Below are 13,750 nucleotides of genomic sequence, written 5' to 3' on the forward strand. Positions count from 1 at the left end.
CCTTCTGTGCTAAAGATTGATCCGATGTGGATGATAAATAGAAAAGAAGCCCAGCGTTGAGCTAAGCGTTTAAGAGAGTTTCAATTGAGTTCCATGAGTGTTGCTCGAGTAACTTTTCACTTTTCACTTCCCACTTCCTCAAATTCTATATAGTCACCTTTTGCAGGAGCGGCCTGCTGCGTGTTGCGCAGGGGATCGGGCTGACCGGCGTTTTCGCGATAAGCACCTTGTTGTTGCATGCGGGCTTCCATTTCTTCCTGGGCCGCTTTGAATTGGCGCCGAACGGTTCGGGTTGCCCGGGTAACCGGAACTACGAACCCGAAAATAAACCGATAAGCGATGTACGCCAATAACAGTAGTAATACAGTTTTTAACATAGCCCGGTAAAGGTACAAACTCTGGCAAGATCATTTTTGTTAATCTTACCGGCTGGCCACCGGCGCAGCACATTTGGATCGTATGCAGGTTTTACCTTACATTTGCATCGGAAAAAGAAGCAAGAGAAGGGAACGGAAGCGTTCCCTTCTTCTATTTTCGAAATTGACAAATCAGGCAGCGTGGCAAATGAAACATATATCCAGGCAGTTGGGCAGTTTATGAATGAGCTGCTGGAAGGAGACGGAGATTGCTTTTTGGTGGAGGTAAGAATCAAGCCCACCAACAATTTTAAAGTGTTTTTGGATGCGGATTCAGGGATCTCAATAGCAAGATGTGTGAGTTTTAACCGGGCATTGTACAAGAAAATAGAGGAAGCGGGCTGGTTTCCGGAAGGAGATTTTTCGCTGGAAGTATCTTCACCCGGATTGGATGAGCCATTGAAACTTTGGCGCCAGTACAAAAAAAATATCGGCCGCATGGTAGATATTACACTGCTTGATGGAACACCGCTTAATGGCAAATTGCTGGATGTAACGGAAGATGGCTGTGTGGTTGAAGAAACAAAAGGGAAAAACAAAAAAAAGGAAGTGATTACCCACTCTCTTTTATTTGAGAATATAAAACAAACAAAAATTCAGGTAGTATTCTAAATAACACTACTATGGCAAGTATCAATTTGATTGAAGCATTCCAGGATTTTAAAGAAGCGGAGAATATTGACCGTCCCACTATGATGAAAGTAGTGGAAGACGTGTTTAAAACGCTGCTGAGAAAGAAATACGGTAGCGATGACAATTTTGACGTAATCGTGAACGCTGAAAAAGGTGACCTTGAAATTATCCGCAGAAGGATGATTGTAGATGATGGTGCTGTGGAAGATCCACTGGCTGAAATCGCCTACAGTGAAGCCCGGAAAATTGAACCCGATTACGAAGTTGGGGAGGAATTGTACGAAGAAGTGGAAATCCTGGATTTTGGTCGCAGGGCTATCCTGGCAGCCAAACAAACCCTTGCCAGCCGGATCAGTGACCTGAAAAAGAATGTGCTGGTTAAAAAGTATGGTGACCGCGTTGGGGAAATCATCAATGCGGAAGTTTACCAGGTATGGAAAAAGGAAATTCTGCTCCTGGATGAGGAAGGAAATGAACTGATTCTGCCTAAAAGTGAGCAGATTCCGCAGGATTATTTCAAAAAAGGGGAGACGATCCGCGCCGTTGTAAAGAAGGTCGAATTAAAAAATAATTCACCCGTAATCATTTTATCGCGCACCAGTCCGTCTTTCTTAGCTAAATTGCTTGAAATTGAGGTACCGGAGATCTTTGATGGATTGATTGTTATTAAGAAAATTGTCCGCGAACCAGGCGAAAGAGCCAAAGTAGCGGTAGAATCCTACGACGACCGCATTGACCCTGTTGGGGCTTGTGTGGGAATGAAAGGAAGCCGCATCCATGGAATCGTTCGGGAACTGAAGAACGAAAACATTGATGTGATCAACTACACCAATAATCAGCAGCTCCTCATTCAAAGGGCACTGACACCGGCCAAGATCACCAGTATGGAACTGGACAACGAAAAGCACCATGTGAATGTATTCCTGAAGCCCGACCAGGTATCCCTGGCTATCGGACGTAAGGGCGTGAATATCAAGCTGGCACAGGAATTGACCAGCCTGACTATTGACGTGTTCCGAGATAATGAAGGTGAACCGGAAGAATATGATATCGACCTGGATGAATTCAGCGACGAAATCGAAACATGGATCATTGATGAATTAAAACGCATTGGTTGCGATACCGCACGCAGCGTTTTGGACCTTACAGTTGACGAGTTAGAGAGAAGAACCGATCTGGAACGTGAAACGATTGAAGATGTGAAGAAAGTGCTCCAGGCTGAGTTCGAGAAAGAATAAGTTCGAACAAAGAAAAAAAATAAGGTCTGCATGGGGCAGACGCAATAAGTACGAATGGCAGAAACAACAACACCTAGATTGATGGCCGCCGCCAAGGAATTCAACGTTGGGAAGGACACCCTCGTGGAATTTCTGGTGAGCAAAGGTTTTGATCGCGATGAACTGAAACCCACTTCCAAACTCTCGGAGGACATGTATAATGCCCTCCAGCGGGAGTTTCAGGGAGATAAAGTGGCTAAAATCAAGAGCGATCAGATCGACCTGCCCAAAGGCAGTGTGCAGGAAAAGAAGAAAAAGGAAGATGAAGAATTGCTCTTCCGCAAGGAAACTAAAAAGGCAGAGGTTCCGGCAGAAAAACCTGTTGTGGAAGAACCGACTCCTGTTGTGGAAGCGGAAGCACCGGTGAAGGAAGCTCCTGTCAAGGAAACTCCTGTAAAGGAAATGCCGAAAGAAGCACCAAAGGAAACACCGAAGGAGGAGCCCATTGCTCCTGTTGTTGCGGAAACTCCCGCACAGCCGGAATTGGTAACACCTGAAGTAATAGAAGAAGCAAAACAGGAAGAACCTGCTGTTGAGGAACCGATCAAACCAAGCGTTCCATCAATCGAAGGCCCAAAAATTGTAGACAAAATTGATTTGTCTGCCATTGATTCTTCCACCCGTCCTAAAAAACTGGTGAAGAAACAGGAACCCAAAGCACCCGAATCAAAAGCACCGGCAAGAGATCCCAAAGAAATCGAAAAGCCGGTTATTGCTAAGAAAGAGGATCCTGCTCCGGCGAAAGCACCGGAGGCTCCTGTTGTTGAATCGGATGAAAACAGTAATCTGCCTCCTGCCATTGAAAATATTCAGGCAGAAAGATTGACCGGTCCAAAGATTATGGGCAAAATCCAACTGCCTGTTGACAGCGATACACGTCCTAAACCTGCAGCTGCCGGAGCCGGTGGTAATGCAAGTCAGGATGAAAAACGCAAACGCAAGCGCATTCCGATTGATAAAAAAGGGGAAAATATCACCCGCCAGCAGGCCAGTGGTCAGCAACAGGGGGGTGGATTCCGTGGCGGTCAGGGACAGGGTGGACAACAAGGTGGCGGTAATCGCTTCCAGCGTCCTGGTCAGGGTGGTCAACAGGGTGGCAGAGGCGGACAACAAGGCGGTGCCAACCGGGGTGGTCCTGGCCAACGGAACCAGCCTCGTGAGGTTAAAGAAATCGATCAGAAAGAAATCCAGGAGAAAATACGCCAGACACAGGCTAAAATGGCCGGTGGTAGTGGAAACCAGAAAGGTGGACGTGGTATGAAAACCCGCCGTCTGAGGGAAAAACGCGCCGGCATGGCCGAAATGGAGGGTGGTGAAGCACAGGATATGACCCTGCAGGTAACGGAGTTTATCAGTGTAAGCGAACTGGCTGCCCTGATGGATGTAAGTTATGCTGAGGTAATTGGAAAATGTATGGGACTGGGTATGATGGTGTCTATCAACCAGCGCCTGGATGCGGAAGTTATTGAATTGGTAGCAAGCGAATTCGGCTTCAATGTGGAATTCATTGGAGTGGATGATGCCGATGCCATGGATGAAGAGGAAATTGTGGATGATCCGGAAGATCAGAAACCACGCTGGCCGATTGTAACTATCATGGGTCACGTTGACCATGGTAAAACATCCCTGCTTGACTATATCCGTAGTGCGAATGTGGTAGGTGGTGAAGCGGGTGGAATCACCCAGCACATTGGTGCCTATACCGTGGATCTCCCGAACAATAAAAAAATCGCTTTCCTTGATACACCTGGTCACGAAGCCTTTACCGCGATGCGGGCAAGGGGTGCCAAGATTACCGATATTGCGGTGATTGTGGTAGCTGCAGACGATGCAGTAATGCCTCAGACCAGGGAAGCCATATCACACGCACAGGCGGCAGGTGTTCCCATGATTTTCGCCATCAACAAGATTGATAAAGACGGAGCCAATCCGCAAAAAATATACGAGCAACTGGCCGGCATGAATATACTGGTGGAAGAATGGGGTGGTAAATTCCAGAGCCAGCAACTCAGTGCCAAAAGCGGACTGAATGTTGATTTGCTGCTGGAAAAAATCCTGCTGGAAGCTGAATTGCTCGAGTTGAAAGCAAACCCGGATAGGGAAGCTAATGGTAGTGTAATTGAAGCTTCTCTTGATAAGGGCCGGGGTTATGTTGCAACTGTTCTGGTTCAGAACGGAACCCTGAAACAGGGTGATCTGGTGGTATCTGGTCAGTATTTCGGTCGGGTTAAAGCCATGTTCAATGAACGGAATAAAAAGCTTGATTCTGCTCCTCCATCCACGCCGGTTTTGATACTTGGCTTAAATGGTGCGCCGCAGGCAGGTGAAACTTTCCGGGTATTTGAAGATGAATCCGAAGCGAAGGAAGTGGCCAACAGAAGGGCTCAGATCCTTCGTGAACAGGGGATCCGGACCAAGAAACATATTACCCTGGATGAAATTGGTCGCCGTCTGGCACTGGGTAACTTTAAACAGCTCAACCTCATCATCAAAGGTGACGTGGATGGATCTGTGGAAGCTCTGTCTGATTCATTGATTAAACTGAGCACAGAAGAAATAGCTGTAAACGTAGTACATAAAGCTGTAGGTGCGATCACCGAAAGTGATGTATTGCTGGCAACTGCATCGGATGCTATCCTGATTGGTTTTAACGTTCGTGCTTCAACACAGGCCGCCCGTCTGGCTGATAATGAAGGGGTTCAGATTAAGACTTATTCCATCATCTATAACGCCATTGAAGAAATCAAGAGCGCTATGGAAGGGATGCTGGAACCAAAAGTTCAGGAGAAAGAAGTGGCTACTGTGGAAGTTCGCGAAGTGTACAAATTTGACAAAGCTACCGTTGCCGGTTGTTTTGTTACTGAAGGAAAACTCAAGCGCGACAGCAAAGTTCGCCTCTTCCGTGATGGGGTACTTATCTATCCAAGAACAGAAGGTGCATTTGCCGAACTGGGCAGCCTGAAACGTTATAAAGACGACGTAAAAGAAGTAAATAATAACTACGAGTGCGGACTTACACTGAAAAACTTCAGCGATGTTCAGGTGGGTGATACCATCGTGGCCATTGAGGAGGAGGAAGTGAAAAGAACCTTGTAGAAGTGAGAAGTTAGAAGTGAGAAGTTGGAAGTTGGAAGTTGGAAGTTGGAAGTTGGAAGTTGGAAGTTGGAAGTTGGAAGTTGGAAGTTTTGCTCCAACTTCTCACCTCCAACTTCTCACCTCCCACTTCCCACTTCCAACTTCCTTAGGGCTTTGTTAAATAATACATGCGTTAACACAGGAGCAATTCTCCTGTGTTAACTTTAATAGGATTACCGAGATTATGCAGAAATTCCTTTTTTTATTGCTGGTTTCACTGGCTTTCGCAAACAGCCAGGCACAGACCCGCAAGGTAGTGGCCGATAAGATTATTGGTGTGGTTGGCGACAAAATCATTCTTCAGTCGGATATTAAAAATGCCATTTTGGATGCGCAGCGTCAGGGGCAACCAGTACCTGAAAATGCCGATTGTTTCATAATGGAACAGGCACTGGCTCAAAAAGCACTTGTACTTCAGGCTGAAAAAGATTCACTGGTAGTGAGTGAAGAGGAAATTGATGGTATGCTCGACAACCAGATCCGTCAGTTTATTGGCATGTATGGTTCAAAAGAGGCACTCGAACAGATTGCCGGAAGAACCGTTTACCAGATCAAGGAAGACTTCCGTCAGAATTTTCGGGAACGCCGGCTGGCTGAACAGATGCGGGGGAAAATCGTGGCCAATATTAAAATCACACCAAATGAAGTAAAAGATTATTTCGATAAGATTCCAACCGATAGCCTTATGTTCTATGAAAGTGAACTGGAGATCGGCGAAATTATTCTATATCCCAAAGCCAGCCGTGATCTTGAACTTTATGCCATCGAAGAATTGAATGATTTCAAGAAACAGGTGGAAGAAGGGAAAGCAAAGTTTGAAACGCTGGCAAGTTTATACACCGATGATCCGGGAAGTAAGAATACCGGTGGTATGTATCAGATTAACAGAACGGAAAAACAAATGGACCCGGCTTTTATCTCCAATGCGTTTCGACTGAGAGAGGGACAGGTTTCTCCGGTATTCAAATCAAAATTCGGCTATCATATAATTCAGATGGTGAATCGGGCGGGTGATGATGCAACAGTGCGCCATATCCTTCGAATTCCTGCCATAACCGATACAGAAGTAGGTGAAACCGTTACCAAACTGGATTCCATTCGCAACGACCTGGTGGCCAATAAATACGATTTTGGCGCAGCTGTTTCCAAATTCAGTGAATCCGATGAATCAAAATTTACCGGGGGGATGAAGCAATGCGGACAGGGAACTTATTGCACCATCGATCAGCTCGATAAAGATTTGGTGGTTGCATTAAAAGGATTAAATCCCGGCGACCTGAGCAAACCACTTGTTTATACAGATGAGCGTGGTAAAAAAGGAGTTCGGCTGATTTTCCTGAAAACCCGTACAGAACCACATCGTGAAAACCTGAAAGACGACTATAATAAAGTAGCAGATCGCGCGCTGGAAATCAAAAAGATGGAAGCCGTAGACAAGTGGTTCAAAAGTAAGATACCTACTTTTCACCTGGTTATCGATCCACAATTTACTGCCTGTACCCAATTAGGGTTATGGATGAATAGCATCACGAAGAACCAGTAATACAATATTCTAATGAAATCAGCAGGTGGTCTGCCTTCGGGCAGACCTTTTTTGTGTAATTTTAAGAATGCACACCCTCGCTGCCATGCCTTCCGTAGTACAGGAACAAACCAGCTATCAGCTTTTTTCCGATGAGGAATCGAGGGTGCTGACTATTTCATCCACGCTTTCTCCGCATCTTTCTTATTCAATTGAAGCAGGGAGAAATCGGCTGGATGATGTGCTGCATCTCGATTCAAAGGCAAGTGCATTGCTGCGATTCGCCACTAAGACAAGGCAACCGGTTCATTTCCGGGCTTCGATTAGAATGGAAGCCGGCATTTTATTTCCGATTTACTGGACCATCATCCCTCAGGCGGAGGGATACCAATGGTTTGGTTTTCCGGTCCCTGAAAAAAATGAATCAGAAAACAGGTTGAAGGAAATTGAACGAACCCTTTCCTCGCTGCATGATATCGTTTTTGAATTGGATGATCAGGGTGTGTTTACCAACTTCTGGGTGGATGATATCAATAAGCTTTTTTTACCACCGGCCGAATTTCTTGGGAAGCCTGTTGAGCAGGTACTTTCGGGATTTCCTTCGCCAATTGGTGATCAATTGGTTCATGCTTATCAGCAGGCAAGAACGAGTCAGTTGAAATTTTCTGTTGAATATTCGGTCCCCGATCAATCCAATTGGTTTGTATGTCGGTTTATGCCGGTTCGGTATGCGGATAAATCTTTTGCCGGAATGATTGTTGTTATTACCGATAGCACACAGCAAAAAGCATTGGAAAATAATTTGCGGGAGAGCGAATTGCGTTACCGCGATTTATTCGAAAATGCACACGATATAATTTATACACTGGATCTCGATACCCGAATTCGTTCCTTCAACAGAAAAGCATCCGAATTACTGGAATATGAACAGGAAGAAATCCTTGGTCAGTCCTCCCATCTGTTTTTTGCTCCTGAAAAATTGGAGCAGGCCATTGAACAGGGCAATTTTAAACGGGATGGAAACAGGGTGGTAACCTTTTATGAGTCGGAATTTATTTCAAAAACAGGGAAACGAATTCCTGTTGAAATCAGTTCCCGATTAATTTTTCGAAATGGTGAGCCCGACGGAATCCATGTAACTGCTAAGGATATCCGCAATCAGAAAATGGCCGCTTTGGAGCTGGCTAAAAGTGAAGCGAAATTTCGTTTTCTGGCTGAATATTCCCGTGACCTGATCTGCCTTCATCGCCCTAATGGAGATTATATGTATATCTCCCCTTCCGTTCAATCGATTCTTGGGTATGAGCGGGATGAATTACTGGGACAATCTCCCTACAATTATTTTCATCCGGACGATGCTGAAACTGTAGTTCGCCAGGCACATGAAAATAATTTTAAAGGCGTTGATGCACCTTCCATTCAATACCGGTACAGAAAAAAAGACGGCAACTATGTATGGTTGGAATCAGTTTCCAAACCAATAATGGAGGATGGTGAACTTATCTATATCCAAACGAACAGCAGAGATATTACGGACCGGAAAATATCAGAAGAAAGACTTCGCCACAGTGAAGAATGGTTCAAAGCCCTTTTTCAAAACTCGCTTGATATTGTACTCGTAATTTCAAAAGAAGGCCGGCTCCTGAATGCTTCACCAAGTTTCGAAAAACAATTGGGCTATACAATTGAAAACTGGTTGGAAAAATCGATTCGTGAATTGATTCATCCCGATCAGGTAGCACTCTTTGATTTTGCCATCAATAAGGTGCTGCTGGCCGAAGACCCTGATCTCGTCTTACGTATTCGACTGAGGAATTTGGAGAATACCTGGTTATGGATGGAATTAAAGGCGGCATCCGGATTAAATACTTCTTCTATTCAGGGAATTATTCTTAGTCTCCGAAATATAACCGAGTATATTGAAATTGAAAAAACCCTGCAGCATTATTCTGACCAGATTACCGGAATGCTGCATAGTATTACAGATGGCTTTATTGCTGTTGATCGAAGTTTTTGCATCACCATGTTCAATGCGGTGGCACAGGAAGCCCTTCTTCATAATAACAACCTGGTGGTAGGTCATAATCTTTGGGGATTGTTTCCGGATGCGTTGAACTCCATCAGTTATCATTCTCTTCAACAGGCAATGCAGCAGCATTCAACCATTCGGTATGAACAGCGAATTGATTCCCTGGCCAGTTGGTTTGATGTCAGTGCATTTCCATATGATGAAGGGTTGTTTATTTATTTCAAGGACGTCACCAAACGAAAAAAACAGGAACGCCTGTTACAGTTGGAAAAAGAAGTGCTTGAAATGCATACGAGCTCCAGAGCGAGTTTGGAGGAAGTGGCAGATCATCTTTTAAAAGGAGTTGAAAGTATTAGTGATCGCTTTTATTGTGCGGTGTGTATTGCTAAAAACAATCTGCGGGATGCAGTTTTACTGGCAGCACCAAGTCTGCCTCAATTATTCTGGGATTTTACGCAGGCGACTCCCCTTGAACCTGAATTGACCACTTGTGGAAGAGCAATAGTACAGCGTCAGCCCGTGGTAATACCGGATGTTGAAAACTCGGACCTCTCAGAATCTACCAGGCAGGGGGCACAGGTTTTAGGAATCAAAGCCACGCTGTCTATCCCGATGATCAGTTCCGGGAATGAAGTATTAGGTACCTTTTCGATTTATTTCATTGATCCTCGTCGGCCAACAGAAGAAGAAATGGCTGTTCTGAGCCGTCTAACTCACCTGCTTACAATGATCATTGAAAACAAGCAGGCGGCAGAGAAACTTTGGATCAGTAATGAACGGTACCTGTTGGCAACCAAGGCCAGTAATGAAGCCATCTGGGATTGGGATGCGGTGGAGCAGGTTTCTTTCTGGGGCGAAGGATTTAATACCCTGTTTGGTTATCCTTCCATGTTTTATACAGGCACCTCGCTGAACTGGGAAAATAAAATCCATCCGGATGACCAGGATCGTGTGCTGAAATTGATATCAAAATATACGTCTGGTGAAAAGAAAGGCTTGTATAAAGCAGAATATCGATTCCGCAAAGCCGATGGTACGTATGCCAATGTAATTGATAAAGGGTATTGCATTTATGATGATAAGGGAAAAGTGATCCGTATGATTGGTTCTACGGAAGACATGACGGAACGAAAGATGCTGGAAGATCAGCTCCTGCAACAGGAAATTCATAAGCAGCAGCAGATTGCGCAGGCCGTGGTGGATGTCCAGGAAAATGAACGGGCTGAGATTGGAAAAGAGTTACACGATAACGTAAATCAGCTGCTTACTACCGCCAAACTTTTTCTGGAACTGGCCCGGAACGATGCTTCCATGCAGGAAAGTATGTTGAAAAGGAGTTCGGAAACTATCATGAATGCCATTAATGAAATCCGCAAAATCAGCCGCTCACTGATGCCGGCCAGTATCAGTGATCTGGGCCTGATTTCCTCTATTAATGATGTGGTGGAGAATATTAACCTGTCGCGCCAATTAATGGCAGAGTTTAAATACGATAAGAATATCGAGAAGCGTTTGAAGGCCAAGGAAAAGCTCATGTTTTTCCGGATTATTCAGGAACAGGTCAATAATTCACTGAAGCATGCGCAAGCCAGCCATCTCCTGATCAGCATAACCAATCACCGGAAAATCACGAGACTGGAGATTAAAGACAATGGAAAAGGCTTTGATCAACAGCAGGCCAGGAAAAAAGAAGGGATCGGAATGTTGAATATTATGAGCCGTGCAGCTATCTTTAACGCAAAAGTTGAAATTATAACGGCTCCGGGAAAAGGATGCCATTTAGTTATAGATTTGCCTTATTCCTCTAAAAAAACAATACCAGAATGAAAAAAGTGTCAATCCTTATCGTTGACGACCACAAACTTATCCGTGAAACCTGGAGTTTCATCCTCGGCAGCGATGAGCGTTTTGAAGTAATCGCAGACTGTGGAGACCCGGATGAAGCAATCAAAGTGGCGGCTGAAAAGAAGCCGAATGTGGTTCTGATGGATATCAATATGATTCCCATGAGTGGCTTTGATGCTACTGAACAAATTAAAAAAGTTAGTCCCGAAACAAGAATCATAGGTGTATCCATGCATTCCCAGCCGGCATATGCCCGAAAGATGTTGCAGGTTGGTGCACATGGCTATGTAACCAAAAACAGCAGCCGCGAGGAAATGGTGAAAGCTATCCTGGAAGTGGATAAAGGAAACAAATACATCTGCGACGAAATCCGTAATATCATATCTGAACAATTAACCGAAACAGAACCGCAGGGACCTGATATTCAAAGTCTTACAGAAAGAGAAATCCAGATTATCAGTTTTATCAAAAAAGGACATTCCTCCCGGGAAATTGCTGCGGAACTGGATATTTCACTTAAAACAGTGGAAGTACACCGGCATAATATTCTTAAAAAACTCAAACTTAAAAACACGGCTGCACTGGTAAACTTTATCAATAGCAACCCAAGTTTGTATTGAGTTTGAATTTTGCTGATAAAGCAATACAATTCTTTAGTGAGTTGAAACCTCCGGGTCGGTTACCGCCCGGAGTTCAACCGCTCTTTCCCCATAAGGATCCCGCTATTCAGTTGCTCATTCGGCAATTTTTTAAGCGGTTTTATGGAGGTGATCAGCCCAGGGTTATGCTGATCGGGATTAATCCTGGCAGGCTTGGTGCAGGAATTACCGGCATTAATTTTACTGCACCCAAACAATTGGAGGCAAACTGTGGAATTTCACATGATTTGGGAGATTCGTCTGAATTATCAGCTGAATTTATTTATGAGGTGATTACTGCTTTCGGTGGCCCGTTGGCTTTTTATCAGCAGTTTTATCTTGGATCCGTTAGCCCGATAGGGTTTATCAAAGCCGGGAGAAACCTGAATTATTATGATGACCCTCTTTTGCTTGAGCGGATTCGACCCTATGCAGTAAAACAAATAAGCAAGCAGCTGGATTTTGGCATAAAAAAATCAGCTGCAATATGTATTGGTGGAGATAAAAACCTGCGATTTCTGAAATCTGTAAATGATGAGTTTAATTTCTTTGAAGAGCTCCGGGTTGTTCCTCATCCTCGTTTTATCCTTCAATATCGCCGTTCAAAGAAGGAAGAATTTATTCAACAATATTTGAAGGAACTCTTGTATTGCATAAAAAAATAATACTAGATTTGCCGTCTTATACGTCGAATTATGATCTGCTAATTTACCGGTCCAACCGGTACTGATCCATCAGGATCTATTTTATAGCCGGTAGTAAATACCGGATGCTGATATGGCCTTTTCTGGCTATTCTTTATTATTATTTATCTGTAAATGCAAACGAATAATTCTACTGCCCTTCGACTGGGTAGTATATGGACTTTCCTGAAAGCTGCTCTAAAAGGTGAGGAGCAGGATTATACCAGCGGCAGCATCCGCCGTGCAGTTTTTCTTCTGGCCATTCCCATGGTAATTGAAATGGGAATGGAAAGTGTTTTTGCCATCGTTGATCTCTATTTTGTTGGACAACTTCCCGATAGTCAGCATAATATTCAGACAGTGGGTTTAACTGAATCGGTTTTATCACTGGTTTATGCCATGGCTATTGGAGTAAGTATGGCGGCAACGGCTATGGTGGCACGCAGGGTAGGGGAAAAAGACCGAAAAGGTGCCGCACATGCAGCCATGCAATCCCTCCTGGTGGGTATTGCCATTGCTGTAGTAGTAAGTGGTGTTGGTCTCTTCCTGGCACCGGATATTCTCCGTTGGATGGGAGCTGAACCGGAGACCGTGAAGATAGGAACCCCCTATACCCGACTAATGATGGGGACCAGTCTGGTAATTACCCTGCTCTTTCTTATTAATGGAATTTTCCGTGGTGCAGGTGATGCTTCCATGGCCATGAAAAGCCTGATGATTGCCAATCTCGCCAATATTGTACTCTGCCCGATCCTGATTTTGGGATGGGGTCCCATACCAGGTATGGGTTTGATAGGCGCTGCGTTAGCCACCACTATTGGAAGAGGTATTGGCGTTGCCTATCAGTTGTATCATTTGTTTGGCAACAAATCGCAGGTAAGTCTGCGACTGGCAAAATGGTTGCCTGATTGGAATGTAATCACTTCCCTTTTTAAAGTGGCAGCACCTGGGACGGCACAATTTATTATCGGTTCCTGCTCCTGGATTTTCCTGGCCAAACTGGTAGCTGAAACCGGCCATTCTGCAGCATCAGCAGGTTATCAGACCGCAATCCGGATAATGGTATTTTTTATCCTGCCTGCATGGGGCATGTCGAATGCGGCAGCTACCCTCGTGGGACAAAATCTGGGTGCCCAAAAACCGGAACGTGCCGTAGAATCTGTAAATGCAACGGCCCGGTACAATGCCATTTTTATGGGTATAGTTATGCTGGTTTTTCTGTTTGCTTCCGAATGGGTAGTGGGGTTTTTTACCCATGACCCGGAAGTGAAACGAATCGGAACCGAAGCGCTCCGGATTATGAGTACCGGATTCGTTTTTTATGGAATTGGCATGGTGATGGCAAATGCTTTCAATGGGGCCGGCGATACCAAAACGCCTACGCGGATTAACCTGATCGGGTTCTGGTTTTTCCAGATTCCACTTGCTTATCTGCTGTCAAAAACTGCAGGCCTCGGTCCATTGGGAGTTTTTATTGCCATCCCCGTTGCAGAAACCAGTATCACCATTGCTGCCTGGATTCTTTTTTTAAAAGGGCGCTGGAAACATGTAGTGATATAATGTTATATTAGA

Annotated in this window: 9 protein-coding genes; 8 read left to right on the plus strand and 1 reads right to left on the minus strand. The window is 44.7% G+C overall.

From position 1 onward, the window contains the following. Positions 1-116 precede the first annotated feature (116 nt). Positions 117-377: a hypothetical protein gene (locus B2746_RS12330; protein WP_290794235.1), complete on the minus strand. Its 261-nt coding sequence runs from the start codon at positions 375-377 to the stop codon at positions 117-119. Between the two features lie 180 nt (positions 378-557). On the opposite strand from B2746_RS12330, the gene B2746_RS12335 reads away from it, so the two are divergent. From B2746_RS12335 to B2746_RS12370, 8 genes are all read left to right on the plus strand, one after another. After that, the gene (locus B2746_RS12335) at positions 558-1,028 is read left to right on the plus strand and encodes a ribosome maturation factor (protein WP_290794237.1); all 471 of its coding nucleotides are present in this window, start codon (positions 558-560) and stop codon (positions 1,026-1,028) included. An 11-nt stretch (positions 1,029-1,039) separates the two neighbouring features. After that, positions 1,040-2,287, plus strand: coding sequence for a transcription termination factor NusA (gene nusA, locus B2746_RS12340; RefSeq protein WP_290794239.1), 1,248 nt, complete (start codon positions 1,040-1,042; stop codon positions 2,285-2,287). Between the two features lie 54 nt (positions 2,288-2,341). Further along, a complete protein-coding gene (infB, locus tag B2746_RS12345; protein ID WP_290794241.1) occupies positions 2,342-5,422 on the plus strand; it encodes a translation initiation factor IF-2 in 3,081 nt (1,026 codons plus the stop codon). A gap of 223 nt (positions 5,423-5,645) precedes the next feature. Continuing rightward, a complete protein-coding gene (locus B2746_RS12350) occupies positions 5,646-7,004 on the plus strand; it encodes a peptidylprolyl isomerase (RefSeq protein ID WP_290794244.1) in 1,359 nt (452 codons plus the stop codon). A gap of 67 nt (positions 7,005-7,071) precedes the next feature. After that, complete coding sequence (locus tag B2746_RS12355; RefSeq protein WP_290794247.1) at positions 7,072-10,839, plus strand: PAS domain S-box protein; 3,768 nt, start codon at positions 7,072-7,074, stop codon at positions 10,837-10,839. Continuing rightward, complete coding sequence (locus tag B2746_RS12360) at positions 10,836-11,477, plus strand: response regulator transcription factor (RefSeq protein WP_290794252.1); 642 nt, start codon at positions 10,836-10,838, stop codon at positions 11,475-11,477. The genes B2746_RS12355 and B2746_RS12360 overlap by 4 nt, the downstream gene beginning before the upstream one ends. Next, on the plus strand, positions 11,474-12,160 hold the full coding sequence (locus tag B2746_RS12365) for a uracil-DNA glycosylase family protein (protein WP_290794254.1): 687 nt from the start codon (positions 11,474-11,476) through the stop codon (positions 12,158-12,160). The genes B2746_RS12360 and B2746_RS12365 overlap by 4 nt, the downstream gene beginning before the upstream one ends. Positions 12,161-12,313: 153 nt before the next feature. After that, positions 12,314-13,738 (plus strand): MATE family efflux transporter, encoded by a 1,425-nt coding sequence (locus B2746_RS12370; RefSeq protein WP_290794257.1) that lies wholly within the window; start codon positions 12,314-12,316, stop codon positions 13,736-13,738. Positions 13,739-13,750 lie beyond the last annotated feature (12 nt).

It is taken from the genome of Flavihumibacter sp. UBA7668, assembly GCF_002483205.1.
GTDB lineage: Bacteria > Bacteroidota > Bacteroidia > Chitinophagales > Chitinophagaceae > Flavihumibacter.